This window comes from Variovorax sp. W2I14 (assembly GCF_050435205.1).
GTDB classification, from domain to species: Bacteria; Pseudomonadota; Gammaproteobacteria; order Burkholderiales; family Burkholderiaceae_C; genus Variovorax; species Variovorax paradoxus_C.
The window spans coordinates 5,885,056-5,904,116 of sequence record NZ_JBNDJX010000001.1; the positions used below are offsets into that span (position 1 = coordinate 5,885,056).

The 19,061-nt window shown below is 63.5% G+C and carries 22 protein-coding genes; 18 read left to right on the forward strand and 4 right to left on the reverse strand.

What is annotated here, in order from left to right:
• The first annotated feature begins 2 nt into the window (after positions 1–2).
• The 5 genes from QF040_RS27515 to QF040_RS27535 all read left to right on the forward strand — a co-directional run bounded on the left by QF040_RS27515 (position 3) and on the right by QF040_RS27535 (position 3,883).
• Complete coding sequence (locus QF040_RS27515) at positions 3–368, forward strand: Imm71 family immunity protein (RefSeq protein ID WP_429613625.1); 366 nt, start codon at positions 3–5, stop codon at positions 366–368.
• Positions 369–440: 72 nt separating this feature from the next.
• Entirely contained in the window at positions 441–1,094 is a 654-nt protein-coding gene (locus tag QF040_RS27520; RefSeq protein ID WP_429613626.1) for an Imm72 family immunity protein, read from the forward strand.
• A 6-nt stretch (positions 1,095–1,100) separates the two neighbouring features.
• On the forward strand, positions 1,101–2,105 hold the full coding sequence (locus QF040_RS27525; RefSeq protein WP_429613627.1) for a DUF2345 domain-containing protein: 1,005 nt from the start codon (positions 1,101–1,103) through the stop codon (positions 2,103–2,105).
• Entirely contained in the window at positions 2,102–2,950 is an 849-nt protein-coding gene (locus QF040_RS27530) for a hypothetical protein (protein ID WP_429613628.1), read from the forward strand. The genes QF040_RS27525 and QF040_RS27530 overlap by 4 nt, the downstream gene beginning before the upstream one ends.
• A gap of 33 nt (positions 2,951–2,983) precedes the next feature.
• Positions 2,984–3,883: an Imm71 family immunity protein gene (locus QF040_RS27535; protein WP_429613629.1), complete on the forward strand. Its 900-nt coding sequence runs from the start codon at positions 2,984–2,986 to the stop codon at positions 3,881–3,883.
• A 252-nt stretch (positions 3,884–4,135) separates the two neighbouring features.
• Here QF040_RS27535 and lipA read toward each other — a convergent pair whose 3' ends face one another.
• The 4 genes from lipA to QF040_RS27555 are packed head-to-tail and all read right to left on the reverse strand — an operon-like array spanning position 4,136 to position 7,045.
• The gene (gene lipA, locus QF040_RS27540) at positions 4,136–5,119 is read right to left on the reverse strand and encodes a lipoyl synthase (protein ID WP_307511211.1); all 984 of its coding nucleotides are present in this window, start codon (positions 5,117–5,119) and stop codon (positions 4,136–4,138) included.
• A gap of 7 nt (positions 5,120–5,126) precedes the next feature.
• Complete coding sequence (lipB, locus tag QF040_RS27545; protein WP_429613630.1) at positions 5,127–5,831, reverse strand: lipoyl(octanoyl) transferase LipB; 705 nt, start codon at positions 5,829–5,831, stop codon at positions 5,127–5,129.
• 12 nt (positions 5,832–5,843) lie between these two features.
• Positions 5,844–6,155 (reverse strand): YbeD family protein, encoded by a 312-nt coding sequence (locus QF040_RS27550; protein WP_013543873.1) that lies wholly within the window; start codon positions 6,153–6,155, stop codon positions 5,844–5,846.
• Positions 6,152–7,045, reverse strand: a complete 894-nt coding sequence (locus tag QF040_RS27555; RefSeq protein ID WP_429613631.1) for a D-amino acid aminotransferase — start codon at positions 7,043–7,045, stop codon at positions 6,152–6,154. The genes QF040_RS27550 and QF040_RS27555 overlap by 4 nt, the downstream gene beginning before the upstream one ends.
• 157 nt (positions 7,046–7,202) lie before the next feature.
• Here QF040_RS27555 and QF040_RS27560 point away from each other — a divergent pair, with 157 nt between their 5' ends.
• The 13 genes from QF040_RS27560 to QF040_RS27620 all read left to right on the forward strand — a co-directional run bounded on the left by QF040_RS27560 (position 7,203) and on the right by QF040_RS27620 (position 18,949).
• Positions 7,203–7,688 (forward strand): ATP synthase subunit I, encoded by a 486-nt coding sequence (locus tag QF040_RS27560; RefSeq protein ID WP_306882561.1) that lies wholly within the window; start codon positions 7,203–7,205, stop codon positions 7,686–7,688.
• 4 nt (positions 7,689–7,692) lie between these two features.
• A complete protein-coding gene (gene atpB, locus QF040_RS27565; protein WP_176662066.1) occupies positions 7,693–8,562 on the forward strand; it encodes a F0F1 ATP synthase subunit A in 870 nt (289 codons plus the stop codon).
• Positions 8,563–8,632: 70 nt separating this feature from the next.
• Complete coding sequence (gene atpE / locus QF040_RS27570; protein ID WP_007830191.1) at positions 8,633–8,896, forward strand: F0F1 ATP synthase subunit C; 264 nt, start codon at positions 8,633–8,635, stop codon at positions 8,894–8,896.
• Positions 8,897–8,973: 77 nt separating this feature from the next.
• Positions 8,974–9,444, forward strand: coding sequence for a F0F1 ATP synthase subunit B (locus QF040_RS27575; protein WP_007830193.1), 471 nt, complete (start codon positions 8,974–8,976; stop codon positions 9,442–9,444).
• A gap of 8 nt (positions 9,445–9,452) precedes the next feature.
• Positions 9,453–9,983, forward strand: coding sequence for a F0F1 ATP synthase subunit delta (locus QF040_RS27580; RefSeq protein ID WP_429613632.1), 531 nt, complete (start codon positions 9,453–9,455; stop codon positions 9,981–9,983).
• Between the two features lie 48 nt (positions 9,984–10,031).
• Positions 10,032–11,645 carry a F0F1 ATP synthase subunit alpha gene (gene atpA / locus QF040_RS27585; protein ID WP_093443448.1) on the forward strand — a complete coding sequence of 538 codons (1,614 nt, stop codon included), beginning with the start codon at positions 10,032–10,034 and terminating at the stop codon, positions 11,643–11,645.
• Positions 11,646–11,678: 33 nt separating this feature from the next.
• A complete protein-coding gene (gene atpG / locus QF040_RS27590) occupies positions 11,679–12,554 on the forward strand; it encodes a F0F1 ATP synthase subunit gamma (RefSeq protein ID WP_198788346.1) in 876 nt (291 codons plus the stop codon).
• A 94-nt stretch (positions 12,555–12,648) separates the two neighbouring features.
• Positions 12,649–13,041 carry a hypothetical protein gene (locus QF040_RS27595; RefSeq protein WP_176662063.1) on the forward strand — a complete coding sequence of 131 codons (393 nt, stop codon included), beginning with the start codon at positions 12,649–12,651 and terminating at the stop codon, positions 13,039–13,041.
• A gap of 131 nt (positions 13,042–13,172) precedes the next feature.
• Positions 13,173–14,573 carry a F0F1 ATP synthase subunit beta gene (atpD, locus tag QF040_RS27600; RefSeq protein ID WP_429613633.1) on the forward strand — a complete coding sequence of 467 codons (1,401 nt, stop codon included), beginning with the start codon at positions 13,173–13,175 and terminating at the stop codon, positions 14,571–14,573.
• Positions 14,574–14,595: 22 nt separating this feature from the next.
• A complete protein-coding gene (locus QF040_RS27605) occupies positions 14,596–15,015 on the forward strand; it encodes a F0F1 ATP synthase subunit epsilon (RefSeq protein WP_429613634.1) in 420 nt (139 codons plus the stop codon).
• A gap of 235 nt (positions 15,016–15,250) precedes the next feature.
• Positions 15,251–16,420, forward strand: a complete 1,170-nt coding sequence (locus tag QF040_RS27610) for an ROK family protein (RefSeq protein WP_306882644.1) — start codon at positions 15,251–15,253, stop codon at positions 16,418–16,420.
• Positions 16,417–17,958 (forward strand): sugar ABC transporter ATP-binding protein, encoded by a 1,542-nt coding sequence (locus tag QF040_RS27615; protein WP_429613635.1) that lies wholly within the window; start codon positions 16,417–16,419, stop codon positions 17,956–17,958. Before QF040_RS27610 ends, QF040_RS27615 begins: the two co-directional genes overlap by 4 nt.
• The gene (locus QF040_RS27620) at positions 17,918–18,949 is read left to right on the forward strand and encodes an ABC transporter permease (protein ID WP_429613636.1); all 1,032 of its coding nucleotides are present in this window, start codon (positions 17,918–17,920) and stop codon (positions 18,947–18,949) included. The genes QF040_RS27615 and QF040_RS27620 overlap by 41 nt, the downstream gene beginning before the upstream one ends.
• Positions 18,950–19,061 lie beyond the last annotated feature (112 nt).

Genomic DNA, 19,061 nt, shown 5'->3' on the forward strand with positions numbered 1-19,061 from the left:
AAATGACATTGCCAGCGGGCGTGATGCTTCCTTGCGAAATCGAGCGCGGGCAAATCTTTCATACGCTCAAGATGTGGAGTTCGTTGACGGCGTGGAAACGGATTCTGCATTTCTATCAAGTGTGGGCCGATGCCACGGAGAGCAGTCTTCGGGAAGCCAGCGACAAAGGATGGGAGGACAAGAGCAGCATTCATTCTGATGACCTTGTCTCCATCCTGAAAGGCGTCGCAGACTTGGAGGATGCTGTGTCACGGCTCAGCAAAGGCGACAAACGAATCTTCAGATATGCCTCCCACGCTGAATTGGTACGCGCCCAGAGACCTTTGGAGCATTGGGGGCGCAAGCTTGGTCCGATGGGCCTGATCTAGACGGGAGATATCTCTGTCGATACCGACCACACGCCATACTGGGATGAATTCAAGCGTTCGGCCAATGCGCTGATGGATGTCTGGGGCGAATGCGCGCCGGACATTGTTCAGGAGGGCAGTCATGGGAAGCCTTTAGATGACGCTCCAAACATTTATGGCGCTTGGCATCTGGAGTGGTTGCCAAAGATGGTCTTCCCGGAAGCCCTGCCTGAGGTGCCCAATCCCAGTGATGTTGTTCTGATTAGCACAGGCCGTGGCGTTCCTTTTTCGGGCATTTGGGAGCCCGTCTACGTGCCTGCACCGAAGGTGCTCAGCTTGTTCAAGCCCTCATCGCCCAAAGGGCCGCTTGCTGTCGTCGGGTGCATGAACTACCTGCATGAGGGAACAAGTGCGCCGCGCGCAAAACAAGAAACTGAGAACGAGAGTTTGCGTGTCAACGTGACTTGGCGCCTTTTGTGGAGAGACAACCGCTACGAGGATGGCACTGTCCCTGAAGAGGAAGCGCAATACGTCTTCCTTCAGCCCGTCGCGGCCGAAGAGGCGACGGCATCGACTCGCAGTACGTCATCTGTGTCCTTGACCTTCGCCGAAAGTGGCGAGAGGGCTCCAGTTGCTGGACGCTGGTTGGTGGAGGACGACCTCCATGCATCTGTTGACGTTGCAGTCGGGGAAGAGCTTCCTCTGCACAAGGGACGCAAGGTAAGGTGGACGCTGGCGGTTGCGTGAGCCAGCGTGCAGGACACCGCGAGCGTGCGCGGCCAACTCGCCGGCGCACTGCGCGAGGCGCAGAACCTGTCGGACGCAGCCGGTGGCGCCAAGGCACTGGCATTGAATGCGACGGCATTGCTGCAGCCGCTCATCGACGACATCGATCCGCAGAAGAACGGGCACTACCCCGGCAGCGTCAACGGTCAGGACGCGAAGGAGCCCAAGGGCGGCGAGGGCGCGGATTCACGTCAGGGCCAGGACCCGGTGCCGGCCTTCGCTCGGCCACTCATGGTGCTGGACGCGAACATGAGCCTGAACATGGCCACGCCCGCGAGCGCGACGGTGTATGCAGGCGAGGCGATCCACTGGACCGCGCAGGAGCAGGCGCACATGGCGGCGGGCAAGACGGTGAGTTTTGCGGCGGGCAAGTCGGTGGGGCTGTACAGCCACGAAGGCGGTATCCAGGTCATCGCGCAGGAGGGGCCGGTGAGCGTGCAGGCGCATACCGACGAACTCGAATGGCTGGCGAAGGAAGGCTTCACGGTCACGAGCAGCAATGACGAGATTCATGTGCTGGCCAAGCAGAAGATCACGCTCAAGGGCGGGCAGACGAGCATCGAGCTGGATGGGGCGAACATCACGTTGAAGATGCCGGGGCTCTTGGATGTGAAGGGGGCGAGCAAGAGTTTTGTGGGGCCGAAGGGGAGCCCGACGGAGTTGCCACTCTTGCCTACCGGGGCAATCAACGAAGCCCAGCATTTCATCGAGTTGAATCACCACTATGACGATCTGGAGCCCGTCAAAGGCGCGGCCTACAAGCTGATCTTCGACAACGGCGCGGTTATCCGCGGAAAGGTCGATGACAACGGATTCGCGCGCCATGACGGCGTGCCGCCGGGATCGGCGAAAGTCGTCTGGGGCGAGGACGAGCGCAAGTGGGATGGCGAATCGAAGCGACCGAATGACCGCTTCGGTGCGGCCACGGATGCCGATGCGGCCATTGCACTGGTGAAGGGGTTGATGTCGTGATTCCACGCACCATTCCGATCCAGCAGGTCAAGCCGAACCTGTCGGATGCCGTTCGCATGGCGGTGGGGGAGATCGAGCGCTTTCTCGGGCTCTTCTATCCCGCGGAGGCCATTAGGCAAACGGATGCGGCCAAGGCAGTTGCGGGGCAGTGGCTGTCGCGGGTCAAGGGCTTTCACAGCGACGATGACTTTCTGCATCTGACGCGGGACTTCCTGAGCTACGTGCTGAGCGGCGGCGAACGCTCGCAAGTCGCCGATCAATTGGGCTGGTACTTCGGCGGCTTCATGCCTAGCTACGGCGCGGCCTGCACATTGATGCAGATGGCCGCTCAAGGGCAACCCTGGAGCGAGTTGCAGGCCTTCATGCACAGTCAGAGCTATGGCGATGCGCGCCATTATGTGGAGTCCTTCGACTGGGGTGGCGCCAAGACGAAGGCGCAAAGCGAGATAAAGGCCTGGGTGGACATCGTGCAGGCGCAGGACAAGGCGTTGCAGGAAGCCGCCTGGGGCGAGCCGGTGCTGCTGGCGCAGGCCAACCCGATGCCTGCGCCGCCAGGCGGGCCGATCACGGACGTGCCGGCCAATGATCCGCGCATTCCACGGCCCAAGCCCAATCTGCGGTTGGTGCCGCCGCCCATATCGACGACAGCAGCTATCGCCAGCGGCAAAGCGAAGCCCTGGAAGGAGCCTGTCACCGGCATGACGTTCGAAATCAAGCCCACGGGGTGGACCGATGCCAACGGTATTCATGGCTACATCAACATGCCGGGGGCTGCCAGCGTACAGACGGCCCGGCTAGGCCCGCGAGAGATGGCGACCAAGGAAAACCGAGAGGTCACGAAATGACAGTGCCAGCCGGGTACTACGCTGCCCAATGAATTGGAGCGCAAGCAGATCTTCTACGCGCTCAGGCGGTGGACTTCGTACACGGCATGGAAGCGCATTCTGGATTTCTATCAAGCGTGGTCTGCTGTCGCCGAAGAAAGCCTTCGCGAAGCCAGCGCCAAGGGACTTGAGGAAAGGACCGGAATTCATGAGTCAAAACTGGTCTTGATTTTGAAAGGCTTGGCCAATTTGGACGAAGCTGTGTCAAGGCTCAAGCAAGGCGACAAGCGCGTATTCAAGTACGCCTCATACTCTGAACTGGTGCAGGCGTACAGGCCGCTGGGTCACGAAACGGAAAGGCTGTGGCGTCTGGCGGACGGGGATATTGGCATCAACCGTGACGCTACACCCTTATGGGATGAATATGCATTGGCGGTCGGGCAGTTGGCGCAAGCTTGGAGCGAATGCTCACCAAACGCGATTCAGCCCAACTTTGACGGCGCTGTAAAAACAGTTGCACGAACCTTCCTCAACGATCACTTGAAGGCGGAACTCGAGCGCATGACTTTTCCTGATCCGCTGCCGATGGTTCCCGATCCGACTGAGTCTCCCTTGGTTCGCACCGGAAGGGTCATCGAGCATTCCGGCATTTGGGAGCCGGTCGAGGCGCCTGCTCCGAAGATCATCAGCCTGTTCAAGCCTTCGCCGCCCAAAGGTCCGTTTCCTGTAGTGGGCACGATGGCCTATTTGCATGGCGGTACTGCCGCGCCGAACATGGCGAGCCATGGTACGCACGGAAAAGGAGAACCTACCACCTGGCGCCAGCTCTGGCGTGACGATCGCTATGAGGGGGGTGCTATTCCAGAGGAGGAAAAGCGCTATGTATTCCTCCAGCCCGCCTTGTCAGACGACGTGAACGCACCGGTTCGCAGTGCGCCCGCTATACATCCTTGACCGTGGCCGAAAGCGGGCAGAAAGCCCCCTTCGGTGGACGCTGGTTGGTTGAGGACGATCTTCACGCATCTGTTGAAGTCGCGGTTGGAGAAGAGCTTCCCCTGCACGAGGGACGTAAAGTACGCTGGACGCTGGACGCTGGCGGTTGCATGAGTCGTCCTGGCGCGTGGTTGCCTTGACTGAAAGTGTGCTCGCCCGAGGCTGCGTTCGGCGTTCTCTCCTTGAGTCAGTCTGCCGCTCTCACCCGACGACCTACACCCCAGCCGCGTGCGCCTGCTGATCCGCGTGATAACTCGACCGCACCATCGCCCCCACAGCCGCATGGCTGAAGCCCATCTTGTAGGCCTCTTCCTCGAACATCTTGAACGTGTCCGGGTGCACATAGCGCCGCACCGGCAGGTGCGAGCCCGAGGGTGACAGGTACTGGCCGATGGTCAGCATGTCGATGTCGTGGGCACGCATGTCGCGCATCACCTGCAGGATCTCTTCGTCTGTTTCGCCCAGGCCGACCATGATGCCGCTCTTGGTCGGAACGTCCGGGTGCAGCGCCTTGAACTTCTTCAACAGGTTCAGGCTGAACTGGTAGTCGCTGCCGGGGCGCGCTTCTTTATAAAGGCGCGGCGCGGTTTCCAGGTTGTGGTTCATCACGTCCGGCGGCGCGGCCTTCAGGATCTCCAGGGCGCGGTCGTCGCGCCCGCGGAAGTCGGGCACGAGGATCTCGATCTGCGTCATCGGCGAGAGCTCGCGGATGTTCTGGATGCAATCGACGAAATGCTGGCTGCCGCCGTCGCGCAGGTCGTCGCGGTCGACGCTGGTGATCACCACGTACTTCAGGCGCAGCTTGGCGATGGTCTTGGCGAGGTTGAGGGGCTCGTCCTTGTCCAGCGGATCGGGGCGGCCGTGGCCCACGTCGCAGAACGGGCAGCGGCGGGTGCACTTGTCGCCCATGATCATGAAGGTCGCCGTGCCGTTGCCGAAGCATTCGCCGATGTTCGGGCACGAGGCTTCTTCGCAGACGGTGTGCAGGTTGCTTTCGCGCAGGATCTGCTTGATCTCGTAGAAGCGCGTGGTGGGGCTGCCGGCCTTCACGCGAATCCACTCGGGCTTCTTGAGCACTTCGCCGGTCTGCACCACCTTGACGGGGATGCGCGAGAGCTTGGCCGCGGCCTTCTGCTTGGCCAGGGGGTTGTAGGTTTCGGCGCTCTGGGCGTCGCGGACGACTTCGGTGGTGCTCATTGGATTGCTAGGGCGCCAGGTAGGTGGTGAGCTTTTGGCTCAGGACCCGGGCAGCTTCTTCCCATGTGGTTTGGATGCCGATTGTAGAAAGGTCGACCGTCTGCAGCCCCGCGTAGCCGCAAGGGTTGATGCGCGAGAAGGGTTCGAGGTCCATGCCGACGTTGAGCGCTACGCCGTGGTACGTGGCGTGGCGGCTCACCTTGATGCCGAGCGCGGCGATCTTGCCGAGGCCGCGGAACGGGTCGCTGGCGGGCAGCGGGCCGGTCAGCGCCGCATGCGAGAACGGGTCGTCCAGCCGCACGTAGATGCCCGGCGCACCCGGCACCCGGTGGCCGGTCACACCGAAATGCGCGAGCGTGCGCAGCACCGATTCCTCGATGCGGTAGACGTATTCCTTGACGAAGTAGCCGGCGCGGCGCAGGTCGATCAACGGATACGCGACCACCTGGCCCGGGCCGTGGAAGGTGACCTGCCCGCCGCGGTCGGTCTGCACCACGGGGATGTTGCCGGGGTTCAGGATGTGGTCCTGCTTGCCGGCAACACCTTGCGTGAACACGGGGGCATGTTCGCAGATCCACAACGTGTCCGCCGTCTCGGCCGAGCGTTCCAGCGTGAACTGCTTCATCGCCGCGAAGGTGCCGGCGTAGTCGACGCGGCCCAGCCACTGCGGGGCGATGGCGGTGTCCGCCGGGAGGTCTGCGACCGTCGTCATGCAAGGCTCAGTTCAAAGAACGACCTTGACCGACGGGTGCCCCGAGAGCGCGCGATAGAGGTCGTCGAGCTGCTCGCGGCTGGTGGCGGTGACGGTGATGGTCACCCCGAGGTAGTTGCCCGCCTTGCTGTCGCGCAGCTCGACGGTGGTGGCGTCGAAGGTCGGGTCGAACTGCTCGGCGATCTGCGTGATCGCGTGCACGAGGCCGTCGGTCTTGGCGCCCATGACCTTGATCGGGAACTGCGAGGGATATTCGATCAGCGATTCCTTGCGCGGATCGGGAATGGGCGTGGTGACTGCGTCGTCGGTGATGTTCTCGGTCATGCAGTGGCTCCTTGCTTTTCAGCGTTGCGTTGCTTGGCCTGTTGGTAGGCGGCATACAAGCTCTTGTAGATGGGGCCGGGATGGCCGTTGCCAATGGTCTTGCCGTCGAGGGTGACGACGGGCAGCACTTCCTTGCTGGCCGAGGAAAGGATGAGCTCGTCGGCACCGAACACTTCGTCGCGCGACACGCGGCGCAGCGCGAAGGGAATGCCGTCTTCCTGGCACAGGCGTTCGAGGAGGCCGTAGCGGATGCCGGTGAGCACGAGGTTGTCCTTGGGCGGGCCGATGAGCACGCCGTCCTTCACGATCCACACGTTGCTCGACGAGGCCTCGCTCAGCCACTCGCCGCGGAACATGATGGTGTCGGCCGCGCCGGCCTCGACGCTGATCTGCCGGGAGAGCACGGCACCCAGGAGGCTGGTGCTCTTGATGTGGGCTTTCTGCCAGCGGAAGTCGTCTGCGGTGACGCAGGTCACGCCCTTGGCGCGCACCGCGTCGGAGACGGGCGGCAGCGGGTTCACCATCACGAAGACGGTGGGCGTGAGGCCTTTGATCATGGCGTGGTCGCGCGGAGCGACGCCGCGGGTGATCTGGAAGTAGACGGCTTGTGGTGCGTTGCCGCCTGGTGCAATCAACCGCATCACGATGTCGCGCCACTGTGCAATGGAGAGTGGGTTGGCGATCTGCAACTCGGCCAGCGAGCGATCGAGACGCGCCATGTGTTCTTCGAAGCAGAAGGGCTGGCCGCCGTAGACGGGAACGACCTCGTAGATGCCATCGCCGAAAATGAAGCCGCGATCCAGGACGCTGATCTTCGCGTCGCGAAGGGCGGTGTACTCGCCGTCGAGGTAACAGAGCGTGGCGGGCAAGGCGTCGGTGATAGGGTGCATGAAGGAATTATGGTTGTGTGTGCCGAGTCGGGTTCACGTCAGGTCTTGTGGCCATCGATTCGCAATCGTGACGCGGATGTGGCGGGAGCGGCTGGGTTTTTACTTATAATCAATGGCTTTGTAGAAATTCTGGGTCGTCATCCGGGCTTCATTCGAAATGAAAACAATCGCCCGACAGGAGTCGGAGGTCGCTGAAGACCTCGACGCAGAATTCAAGCCGTTGACCGCCGATGAGGCGCGTGAACTGCGAGCAAAGAACCCTTCGATCTCCCCTTGGCGGGTGGTCGCGGGTCAGTTGGTTGTCGGTCTGGTGGTGGCTTTGGCCATCTGGGGACTGACGGGGAGGCAAAATCTGGGTTGGTCCGCCGCTTACGGCGCGATCGCAGTGGTCATTCCATCGGCGGTGTTCGCTCGTGGGCTGACCGGCAGGTTCTCTTCCCTGAATCCTGGCACTGCGGTGTTTGGGTTCTTCCTCTGGGAAATGGTCAAGATGGCTTTGTCCGTGGCGATGCTGATCGCCGCGCCAAGGCTGATAACGGCGCTGAGCTGGCCCGCAATGCTGGTCGGCTTGGTGGTGACAATGAAGGCGGCCTGGTTGGCGGTGATGTTCTCGCCCCGGCGCCGGCAACAACGAGACGAGTAACGGAATGGCTGCTGAAAACGCTGCGGAACATGGTCAGACCGCTGGTGAATACATCGTTCACCACTTGACGCATCTGCAAAGCTCCAAGCCTGCAGGTGTGGCCGATCTTTCGGTCTTCAACTTCGATTCGCTGTTTTTCTCCATCTCCCTGGGCATCCTGGGTTGCTGGTTGCTCTGGCTGGCTGCGCGCAAGGCCACCTCGGGCGTTCCGGGTCGCTTCCAGGCAGCTGTCGAGCTGCTGGTTGAAATGGTCGACCAGCAAGCCAAGGGCATCGTGCACAACGCCACGAGCCGCAAGTTCGTCGCTCCGTTGGCTCTCACCATCTTCGTCTGGATCTTCCTGCTGAACGCAATGGACCTGTTCCCGGTCGATTTGTTCCCGGCGATCTGGGCCAAGATCTTCGGCATCGCCGGCGCCGACCCGCACCACGCCTATCTGCGCGTCGTGCCCACGGCCGACCTCTCGGTAACGATGGGCATGTCGGTCGCGGTGCTGCTGATCTGCATCTACTACAACATCAAGATCAAGGGCGCCGGCGGCTGGATCCACGAGCTGTTCACCGCACCCTTCGGCAACCACTGGGCGCTGTACCCCTTCAACTTCGCCATGCAGATGATCGAATTCATCGCAAAGACCGTCTCCCACGGCATGCGGTTGTTCGGCAACATGTACGCTGGTGAACTGATCTTCCTGCTGATCGCCCTCATGGGTGGTGCCTGGTCGCTCTCGGCCACCGGCATCGGCCTGGCCATCGGCCACATCATCGCGGGCACGGCCTGGGCCATCTTCCACATCCTGATCATCACGCTGCAAGCCTTCGTGTTCATGATGCTGACGCTGGTCTACATCGGCCAGGCCCACGATCACCACTGATCGCATCGATCATCCCGTTTCGGTTTCTGTTTTTCGTTTTCTCTTCAACCAAAGTCCTCTAGGAGTCATCATGGAAGTTATTAGCTTTGTTGCACTGGCCGCCGGCCTGATCATCGGTCTGGGCGCTGTGGGCGCATGTATCGGCATCGGCATCATGGGCAGCAAGTACCTCGAGTCGGCCGCACGCCAACCCGAACTCATGGGCGAACTCCAGACCAAGATGTTCCTGCTGGCCGGTCTGATCGACGCCGCTTTCATTATCGGCACCGGTATCGCCCTGTGGTTCGCAACGGCCAACCCGTTCCTGGCGCAAATCGCCAACCTGCCGAAGTAAGTCTTTCTCGTCGGACCCGTGTCGTCGTTCCCCTCTGTGGAATGGCTTCGCATTCAATCCCAAAGAGAGGGTGAAAAGTGAGCATTACCGGTACCCTGATCGTTCAGATGATCGTGTTCCTGATCCTGGTCGGGTTCACGATGAAGTTCGTGTGGCCGCCGATCGCGAAGGCGCTGGACGACCGCGCTGCGAAGATCGCCGAAGGCCTCGCTGCCGCCGACAAGGCCAAGTCCGAGCTGTCCGCCGCCAACAAGCGTGTGGAAGCCGAGCTGGGTCAGGCACGCAACGAGTCCGCACAACGTCTTGCCGACGCCGAACGTCGCGCCCAAGCCATCGTTGAAGAGGCCAAGGCCCGTGCGACCGAAGAAGGCAACAAGATCGTTGCGGCTGCCCGCGTCGAAGCCGACCAACAGGCACTGAAGGCCCGTGAAGCCCTGCGCGAGCAGGTTGCCGCACTGGCCGTCAAGGGCGCAGAGCAGATTCTGCGCAAGGAAGTGAATGCGGGCGTTCACGCCGATTTGCTCGCCCGTCTGCAGACCGAACTCTGATAGAAGCCATGGCAGAACTCGCCACCATTGCACGTCCCTACGCCGAGGCGCTCTTCAAGGCCTCGTCGTCCGACGTTGCCGCAACCAGCGCCTGGCTGGACAAGGTTGCCGCCATCGCGGCCAACCCCGAGCTCCAGCAATTCGCCGACAACCCCAAGGCCACGGCCGAACAGGTTCTCGGTGTGGTCGCCGGCGCCTTCGGTGCGCCGTTGCCCGCCCATGCCCAGAACTTCCTGGGTGCGCTCCTGGAGAACGGGCGTTTTTCGGTGCTGCCGGAAATTGCGAAGCAGTTCCGGGCACTGGCCAACGTGAAGAGCGGTTCGTCCGACGCCGTGGTCTACAGCGCCTTCCCGATCGATGCCGCGGCCCTGGCCAACGTGTCGGCTGCGCTCGAAAAACGTTTCGGCCGCAAGCTGCAGGTCACGGTCCAGCAGGACGCGGAACTGATCGGCGGCATTCGTGTGGTGGTCGGCGACGAGGTGCTCGACACCTCCGTCAAAGCGCGCCTTGAACAAATGAAAGTTGCGCTGGCGGCCTGACGGTCTTCAGCCCTCTACTTGTAGCCTCAAAGAAAGAAGGAAAGAGTCATGCAACTCAATCCCGCAGAAATTTCCGAACTGATCAAGAGCCGCATCGAGGGCCTTGGGGTCAGCGCCAACATCCGCAACGAGGGCACCGTGGTTTCGGTGACCGACGGCATCGTGCGCGTGCACGGCCTGTCCGACGCGATGCAGGGCGAAATGCTTGAATTCCCGCCCACGGCGGACGGCACCCCCTCGTTCGGCCTCGCGCTGAACCTGGAGCGCGACTCGGTCGGCGCCGTGATTCTGGGCGAGTACGAGCACATCTCCGAAGGCGACACCGTCAAGTGCACGGGCCGCATTCTGGAAGTGCCCGTGGGCCCCGAGCTCATCGGCCGCGTGGTGAACGCACTGGGCCAGCCGATCGACGGCAAGGGTCCGATCAACGCCAAGATGACCGACGTGATCGAAAAGGTCGCTCCCGGCGTGATCGCACGTAAGTCCGTGGACCAGCCGATGCAGACCGGCCTGAAGTCCATCGACTCGATGGTGCCCGTCGGCCGTGGCCAGCGCGAGCTGATCATCGGCGACCGCCAGACCGGCAAGACGGCCGTGGCGATCGACGCAATCATCAACCAGAAGGGTCAGAACATGACCTGCGTCTACGTTGCGATCGGCCAGAAGGCTTCGTCGATCAAGAACGTGGTGCGCTCCCTCGAACAAGCCGGCGCGATGGACTACACCATCGTGGTGGCCGCATCGGCCTCCGAATCGGCAGCCATGCAGTACGTGTCGGCCTACTCGGGCTGCACGATGGGCGAATACTTCCGCGACCGCGGCCAGGACGCCCTGATCGTCTATGACGACCTGTCCAAGCAAGCCGTGGCCTATCGCCAGGTCTCGCTGCTGCTGCGCCGCCCGCCAGGCCGCGAAGCCTACCCCGGCGACGTGTTCTATCTCCACAGCCGCCTGCTCGAACGCGCAGCCCGCGTGAATGCCGACTACGTCGAAGCGTTCACCAAGGGTGAAGTCAAGGGCAAGACCGGTTCGCTGACGGCCCTCCCGATCATCGAAACGCAAGCCGGCGACGTGTCCGCCTTCGTTCCGACCAACGTGATCTCGATCACCGACGGCCAGATCTTCCTGGAAACCAGCCTGTTCAACGCCGGCATCCGCCCCGCCATCAACGCCGGTATCTCGGTGTCGCGCGTGGGTTCGTCGGCGCAGACCAACCTGATCAAGAACCAGTCGGGCGGTATCCGTACCGACCTGGCCCAGTACCGTGAACTGGCCGCGTTCGCGCAGTTCGCTTCCGACCTGGACGAAGCGACCCGCAAGCAACTCGACCGCGGTGCGCGCGTGACGGAACTGCTCAAGCAGACCCAGTACAGCCCGCTGCCGATCTCGCTGATGAATGCCACGCTGTTCGCAGTGAACAAGGGCTTCATGGACGACATCGACGTCAAGAAGGTGCTCTCGTTCGAACACGGCTTCCACCAGCTGCTGAAGTCGAGCCACGCGGCCCTGCTCGAGACCATGGAAAAGAATGGCGCCAAGTGGGACGTGAAGCCCGCCAAGCCGGACGACAGCGCCGAGAAGCAAGCCTTCAAGAAGGTTTGCCAGGACGCCGAAGCCGAACTGCTGGCAGCCGCCACCTCGTTCAAGAAGTCGTTCGCCTGATCGACCCCTTGACCGACGCAAGAAGGAGTTCATATGGCAGCTGGTAAGGAAATCCGCGGCAAGATCAAATCGGTGGAAAACACCAAGAAGATCACCAAGGCCATGGAAATGGTCTCGGTTTCCAAGATGCGCAAGGCGCAAGAGCGCATGCGTGCCGCCCGCCCCTACAGCGAGAAGATCCGCAACATTGCGGCCAACCTCGGCAAGGCGAACCCCGAGTACACGCACGCATTCATGAAGAAGAGCGACGCCAAGGCGATCGGCTTCATCATCGTGACGAGCGACAAGGGTCTGTGCGGTGGCTTGAACACCAACCTGCTGCGCGCCGTGACGACCAAGCTGCGCGAAGCGCAGGCTGCTGGCGTGGCCATCGAGTCGGTTGCCATCGGCAGCAAGGGCCTCGGCTTCCTGAACCGCATCGGCGCCCGCGTGGTCGCGCATGTCACCCACCTGGGTGACACGCCCCACCTGGACAAGCTCATCGGCCCGGTCAAGACCCTGCTCGACGCTTACGCGGAAGGCAAGCTCTCGGCCGTGTACCTGTGCTACACGAAGTTCATCAACACGATCAAGCAGGAGCCGCTCGTCGAGCAGCTGCTGCCGCTGGCTGCAGACTCGCTCAAGGTCGAGGAAGGCCAGCATTCGTGGGACTACATCTACGAGCCCGATGCGCAAAGCGTGATCGACGAGCTGCTGGTTCGCTATGTGGAGTCGCTGGTCTATCAGGCCGTGGCCGAGAACATGGCGTCCGAGCATTCGGCGCGGATGGTGGCCATGAAGGCTGCCACCGACAACGCAGGCAACGTGATCAGCGAGCTGAAGCTGGTCTACAACAAGACCCGCCAGGCCGGCATCACGAAAGAGCTGTCGGAAATCGTGTCGGGCGCAGCGGCTGCCGCCGGCGTTTGAGTTTGATCAAGGCGATGCAACGGGCCACATTGCCGAACGGACGCGCGCTGCGCGTCCGATAACACAGGCCTATTTTTTAGGGGACTTTGCGCACATGAAGAAACTTCTCGTTCTGGTGGCTGTTGCTGCCGCTCTGACTGCTTGCTCCAAGAAGGAAGAAGCGCCCGCTGCTGCTCCGGCTCCCGCCGCTGCACCTGCTGCGCCCGCTCCTGCCGCTCCGGCATCGGCGCCGGCCGCCGCAGCACCTGCTGCTGCAGCCCCGACGGCATCGGCCGCGGACCTGCCACAAGAGTGCAACGACTACCTGACGAAGGTTCAGACCTGCGTGGGCGCACAAAGCGGCGCTGCCGCCGATGCGATGAAGGCCAGCCTCGACCAGACCAAGGCCACCTGGGCTTCGATGGGCGCCGACAAGGCTGCCCTGGGCCAGGCTTGCAAGGCCGCTTCGGACGCTTTCGCTGCACAAGCGACGGCCATGAAGTGCTGATCTGAAGAAGTAGTAGTTCTCAAGGGTGCCGGCCCGTCCGGCATTCTTGCAAAAGCGGCCCGTTTTGGCACCAGGACGCTTCTGCAAGAACCTGTCGCAAATTTATTGAGATCCATCCAGAAGGAAACGCCATGGCTGAAGGAAAAATTGTCCAATGTATCGGCGCCGTGGTCGACGTGGAGTTCCCGCGTGACCAGATGCCCAAGGTGTACGACGCCTTGAAATTCGAAGGCGGCGGACTGACCCTCGAAGTTCAGCAGCAGCTGGGCGACGGCGTGGTGCGTACCATCGCGCTGGGTTCGTCCGACGGCCTGCGCCGCGGCCTGATCGTCACCAACACCGGTGCGCCCATCACGGTGCCCGTCGGCAAGGCCACGCTCGGCCGCATCATGGACGTGCTCGGCCGTCCGATCGACGAACGCGGCGACGTGAGCCAGGAGCTCACCGCCTCCATCCACCGCAAGGCCCCCGCGTACGACGAACTGTCGCCTTCGCAAGACCTGCTGGAAACCGGCATCAAGGTGATCGACCTGGTGTGCCCGTTCGCCAAGGGCGGCAAGGTGGGCCTGTTCGGCGGCGCCGGCGTGGGCAAGACCGTGAACATGATGGAACTCATCAACAACATCGCCAAGGCTCACTCGGGTCTGTCGGTGTTCGCCGGTGTGGGTGAACGTACCCGCGAAGGCAACGACTTCTATCACGAGATGGCCGACTCCGGCGTGGTGAACCTGGACAACCTGCCCGAGTCGAAGGTGGCCATGGTTTACGGCCAGATGAACGAACCCCCGGGCAACCGTCTGCGCGTGGCGCTGACCGGCCTGACCATCGCCGAGTCGTTCCGCGACGAAGGCCGCGACGTTCTGTTCTTCGTGGACAACATCTACCGCTACACGCTGGCCGGTACCGAAGTGTCGGCACTGCTGGGCCGTATGCCTTCCGCCGTGGGCTACCAGCCGACGCTGGCCGAGGAAATGGGCCGCCTGCAAGAACGGATCACCTCGACCAAGGTCGGCTCGATCACCTCGATCCAGGCCGTGTACGTGCCAGCGGATGACTTGACCGACCCGTCGCCCGCCACCACCTTCGCCCACTTGGACTCGACCGTGGTGCTGTCGCGCGACATCGCTTCGCTCGGTATCTACCCCGCCGTGGACCCGCTGGACTCGACCTCGCGCCAGCTCGACCCGAACGTGGTCGGCGAAGAGCACTACAACGTGGCCCGCGCCGTGCAAGGCACGCTGCAGCGCTACAAGGAACTGCGCGACATCATCGCGATTCTGGGCATGGACGAACTGGCTCCCGACGACAAGCTCGCCGTGGCCCGCGCTCGCAAGATCCAGCGTTTCCTGTCGCAGCCGTTCCACGTGGCCGAAGTGTTCACGGGCTCGCCTGGCAAGTACGTGCCGCTGGCAGAAACCATCCGTGGTTTCAAGATGATCGTGAACGGCGAAGCCGACCACCTGCCGGAACAAGCGTTCTACATGGTGGGCACGATCGACGAAGCGTTCGAAAAAGCCAAGAAGGTCGCTTGAGGCGGCATAGATAGGAACTCAGATGGCAAACACCATTCACGTCGACGTGGTCAGCGCGGAAGAGTCGATCTTCTCGGGCGAAGCCAAGTTCGTCGCGCTGCCCGGTGAAGCCGGTGAGCTCGGCATCTATCCGCGCCACACCCCGCTGATCACGCGCATCCGTCCCGGTGCCGTGCGCATCGAAACGGCCGATGGCGGCGAAGAGTTCGTCTTCGTGGCCGGCGGCATTCTCGAAGTGCAGCCGAACGCCGTCACCGTGCTGTCCGACACCGCGATCCGCGGCAAGGACCTCGACGACGAAAAGGCGAACGTGGCCAGGGCCGCGGCCGAGGAAGCGCTGAAGAACGCGAAGAGCGACATCGACATCGCGATGGCGCAATCCGAACTGGCCGTGATGGCTGCGCAGATCGCTGCGCTGCGCAAGTACCGCCAGAAGAAGTAAGCAAGCAAGCGCGCGAGCGCTTCTTCCCGGGAAAAGCCGCCTTCGGGCGGCTTTTTTGCGTCTGGACGCTCGTGTTGAGTCATCTTCGATCTGAACTTGGTCGAAGTTCGGCCTTGTCCGGCTGAAGGCCTGCCCCTAGTATTCGCGTTCGCCCGACAGCCCCAGGCTGCGGAGCAGGCAAAAAGAACACGGAGACAAGCGCGTGGCACCCTGGAGTGGCATCACTGCTCATGAGATGCAGTTGCTGGAAACGACCTTCTGGTCGGCCGGCGGCTCGCGCCACGCCATGGCCGAACAACTCGGCTTTTCCAAGAGCAAGGCCAATGCGCTGATCGCCGGGCTCGTCGACCAGGGCCTGCTCGCCGAAGCGGGCCTGCAGCGCTCCTCGGGTGGACGCCGCGCCGAAAACCTCCAGCTCCATGCCGGCCTCGGCGTGCTCATCGGCATCGACATCGGCGCCACCAGCCTCGACGTCGCGGTGCTGCGCCCCGACCTCACCGTGCTCGCGCAGCACGACGAACCCGCCGACGTGCGCGACGGCCCCGCGGTCGTCCTGGCCCGTGTGCGCACGCTGATGCGCGAACTGCTCGCCCGCTGCGGCCACAGCGCGAAGAGCGTGCTGGGCATCGGCATCGGCGTACCGGGCCCCGTCAACTTCGAGATCGGCCAACTGGTGAACCCGCCGCTCATGCCGGCGTGGGACAGCTTCTCGATCCGCGACTACCTGCGCGAGGACTACGCGGCGCCCGTCTTCGTCGACAACGACGTGAACCTCATGGCGCTCGGCGAGCTGTGGCGCCTCAAGCGCTCGCTCACCAATTTCCTCGTCATCAAGATCGGCACCGGCATCGGCTGCGGCATCGTCTGCCACGGCGAGGTGTACCGCGGCGCCGCGGGCTCGGCCGGTGACGTGGGCCACATCTGCGTCGACCAGGCGGGCCCGCTCTGCCACTGCGGCAACCTCGGCTGCGTCGAGGCGATGGCGGCCGGCCCCGCGATCACCCGCATGGCGATGCAGGCGGCCGAGGCGGGCGAGAGCGAGGTGCTGGCCGAATGCCTGCGCGTGCACGGCCGCATCGACGCGATCGACGTCGGTCAGGCCAGCCGCGGCGGCGACACCGCGGCCAACGGCATCATCCAGCGAGCGGGCAGCCTGATCGGGCAGATGCTCGCGTCGGTCGTCAATTTCTTCAATCCGTCGCACGTGTTCATCGGCGGCGGCATCACGCGCATCGGGCCGCTGTTTCTCGCGGCCGTGCGGCAGAGCGTGTACCAGCGCTCGCTTGCGCTCTCCACGCGGCACCTGGAGATCCAGTACACGCCGCTCGGCACGCAAGGCGGCCTCGTCGGCGCCGGCGTGCTCGCGATGCACGAGACCCTCAAAGTTCGCGGAGTGGCGCCATGAGCGGAGCAGAGAACCCCAAGGGCAGCGTCGCCGTCGAGTTCGACGGCGTGGTGAAGGCCTTCGGCCCGGTGCAGGTGCTGCACGGCGTGAGCTTCGCGCTCGCGCCCGGCCGCGTATACGGTCTCCTCGGCGAGAACGGCGCGGGCAAGTCCACGTTGATGAAGATCCTCGCGGGCTACGAGTCGCTTACCGGCGGCACGCTGCGCATCAACGGCCAGCCGCAGCAGTTCACGAGCTCGCGCGATGCGGAGGCGCTGGGCATCGTGCTGATCCACCAGGAGTTCAACCTCGCCGAAGACCTGAGCGTCGCGCAGAACATCTTCCTCGGCCACGAAAAGAAAAAGGGCTGGTTGCTCGACGACACCACGATGGAGCGCGATGCCGCCGCAGCGCTCGCCGCCGTCGGCCTGCAGGTCGATCCGCGCACCAAGGTGCGCAAGCTCATCGTCGCCGAGAAGCAGCTCGTCGAGATCGCGAAAGCCATCGCCCGCCGCGCGCGCCTTTTGATCATGGACGAGCCCACCGCCACGCTCACGCCCGGCGAGACCGAGCGCCTGTTCAAGCTCATCGCGCAGCTGCGCGCCGATGGCGTGACCATCGTCTACATCTCGCACAAGCTCGACGAGGTGGAGCAGGTAACCGACGAGGTGATCGTGATGCGCGACGGCCGCTTCGTCGCCCGCGCGCTGACACCCGATGTCACGCGCCACCAGATGGCCAACCTGATGGTCGGCCGCGAACTCGCCGACCTCTACCCGCCGCGCGACCTCGTCGTCGCCGCCGATGCGCCGGCCATGCGCGTGCGCAACTTCACCGTGCCCGGCTGGGCGCAGGACGCGAGCTTCGAGGTGCGCCCCGGCGAGATCCTCGGCTTCGCGGGCCTCGTCGGCGCGGGCCGCACCGAACTCTTCGAAGGCCTGCTCGGCCTGCGCCCCGCGAGCGGCAGCGTCGAGATGCTCGGCAAGCCCGTGCCCCACAACAAGGGCTGGCGCAATCCGCGCGATGCCGCCAAGAACGGCCTCACGTACCTGAGCGAAGACCGCAAGGGCAAGGGCCTGCACGTGGACTTCGGCCTTCGCCAGAACCTCACGCTGATGGCGCTCGAGCGCTATGCCAAGCCTTGGCTGCAGCCGGAAGGCGAGCGCGGCGCGCTGGCCGAGGCGGTGAAGGACTACGGCATCCGCACCGGCTCGCTCGATGTGAAGGCCTCTTCGCTCTCGGGCGGCAACCAGCAGAAGCTCGCGCTCGCCAAGGTGCTGCAGCCGCAGCCCAAGGTGGTGGTGCTCGACGAGCCCACGCGCGGCGTGGACGTGGGCGCCAAGCGCGACATCTATTTCCTGATCCAGCGACTCGCCCGCGAAGGGCTCGCGGTGATCGTCGTCTCGTCGGAGCTGATGGAACTGATCGGCCTGTGCCACCGCGTCGCGGTGATGCGCGCGGGCCAGCTGGTTGCCACGCTCGACGCGGACCATTTGACTGAAGAGGAGCTCATCGCTCATGCCACCGGAACAGCAAACTCCCCCGTCGCAGCAGCCTGAGGCGGCAGCCGCGCACCGCAGCGAAGCCAAGCCGCGCTGGACCGAGCGCCTGCACGGCCTCGGCCCGGTCATCGGCCTCGTGCTGCTGTGCATCGCGGGCACGCTGCTCAACAGCGACTTCGCCACCGTCGACAACGCGATGAACGTGCTCACGCGCACGGCCTTCATCGGCATCATCGCGGTGGGCATGTGCTTCGTGATCATCTCGGGCGGCATCGACCTGTCAGTGGGTTCGATGGCCGCGCTCATTGCGGGCAGCGTGATCATGTTCATCAACTGGGCCGGCCCCGCCTCGGGCTCGCCGATGCTGGCGGTGGTGATGGGCGCGGTGCTGGCCATCGTGCTGGGCGCGGTGTTCGGCCTCGCGCACGGCCTGTTGATCACCAAGGGACGCATCGAGCCCTTCATCGTGACGCTTGGAACGCTGGGCATCTTTCGCGCGTACCTCACGTACTTTGCCGATGGCGGCGCGCTCACGCTCGACAACGAACTGTCGGACCTCTACGCGCCCGTGTACTACGCGAGCCTCGCGGGCATTCCGGTGCCGGTGTGGGTGTTCGTGATCGTCGCGATCATCGGCGGCGTCATCCTCAACCGCACGGCCTACGGGCGCTATGTGCAGGCCATCGGGTCGAACGAGCAGGTGGCGCGCTACGCGGCGGTCGACGTGGACCGCGTGAAGATCATGACCTACGTGCTGCTCGGCGTGTGCGTGGGCATCGCGACGCTGCTGTATGTGCCGCGCCTGGGCTCGGCCTCGCCGACCACCGGCCTCCTGTGGGAGCTCGAGGCGATCGCCGCGGTGATCGTCGGCGGCACGGCATTGAAGGGCGGCGCGGGCAGCATCACCGGCACGGTGGTGGGCGCGATCCTGCTCTCGGTCATCAGCAACATCCTGAACCTCACCAGCATCATCAGCGTGTACCTGAACGCTGCGGTGCAGGGCTTCGTCATCATCATCGTCGCGTTCCTGCAGCGTGGACGCAGATGATGGCTCCCCGGCTTTTCACTCGCTGCGCTCGTGTAACTCCACCCCCCGAGGGGGAGGCGCGGCCGGCTTGGGGCGGCCCGGCGCTCGGCCACAAAAGTTTTTTCCGTTTCAT

Excerpts from the sequence above, each read along its gene's own strand:
- QF040_RS27515 (WP_429613625.1), top strand. The coding sequence starts at position 3 with ATGACATTGCCAGCGGGCGTGATGCTTCCTTGCGAAATCGAGCGCGGG.
- QF040_RS27520 (WP_429613626.1), top strand. The coding sequence starts at position 441 with ATGGATGTCTGGGGCGAATGCGCGCCGGACATTGTTCAGGAGGGCAGT.
- lipA (WP_307511211.1), bottom strand. The coding sequence starts at position 5,119 with ATGAGCACCACCGAAGTCGTCCGCGACGCCCAGAGCGCCGAAACCTAC.
- lipB (WP_429613630.1), bottom strand. The coding sequence starts at position 5,831 with ATGACGACGGTCGCAGACCTCCCGGCGGACACCGCCATCGCCCCGCAG.
- QF040_RS27550 (WP_013543873.1), bottom strand. The coding sequence starts at position 6,155 with ATGACCGAGAACATCACCGACGACGCAGTCACCACGCCCATTCCCGAT.
- QF040_RS27555 (WP_429613631.1), bottom strand. The coding sequence starts at position 7,045 with ATGCACCCTATCACCGACGCCTTGCCCGCCACGCTCTGTTACCTCGAC.
- QF040_RS27560 (WP_306882561.1), top strand. The coding sequence starts at position 7,203 with ATGAAAACAATCGCCCGACAGGAGTCGGAGGTCGCTGAAGACCTCGAC.
- atpB (WP_176662066.1), top strand. The coding sequence starts at position 7,693 with ATGGCTGCTGAAAACGCTGCGGAACATGGTCAGACCGCTGGTGAATAC.
- atpE (WP_007830191.1), top strand. The coding sequence starts at position 8,633 with ATGGAAGTTATTAGCTTTGTTGCACTGGCCGCCGGCCTGATCATCGGT.
- QF040_RS27580 (WP_429613632.1), top strand. The coding sequence starts at position 9,453 with ATGGCAGAACTCGCCACCATTGCACGTCCCTACGCCGAGGCGCTCTTC.
- atpA (WP_093443448.1), top strand. The coding sequence starts at position 10,032 with ATGCAACTCAATCCCGCAGAAATTTCCGAACTGATCAAGAGCCGCATC.
- atpG (WP_198788346.1), top strand. The coding sequence starts at position 11,679 with ATGGCAGCTGGTAAGGAAATCCGCGGCAAGATCAAATCGGTGGAAAAC.
- QF040_RS27595 (WP_176662063.1), top strand. The coding sequence starts at position 12,649 with ATGAAGAAACTTCTCGTTCTGGTGGCTGTTGCTGCCGCTCTGACTGCT.
- atpD (WP_429613633.1), top strand. The coding sequence starts at position 13,173 with ATGGCTGAAGGAAAAATTGTCCAATGTATCGGCGCCGTGGTCGACGTG.
- QF040_RS27605 (WP_429613634.1), top strand. The coding sequence starts at position 14,596 with ATGGCAAACACCATTCACGTCGACGTGGTCAGCGCGGAAGAGTCGATC.
- QF040_RS27610 (WP_306882644.1), top strand. The coding sequence starts at position 15,251 with ATGCAGTTGCTGGAAACGACCTTCTGGTCGGCCGGCGGCTCGCGCCAC.
- QF040_RS27615 (WP_429613635.1), top strand. The coding sequence starts at position 16,417 with ATGAGCGGAGCAGAGAACCCCAAGGGCAGCGTCGCCGTCGAGTTCGAC.
- QF040_RS27620 (WP_429613636.1), top strand. The coding sequence starts at position 17,918 with ATGCCACCGGAACAGCAAACTCCCCCGTCGCAGCAGCCTGAGGCGGCA.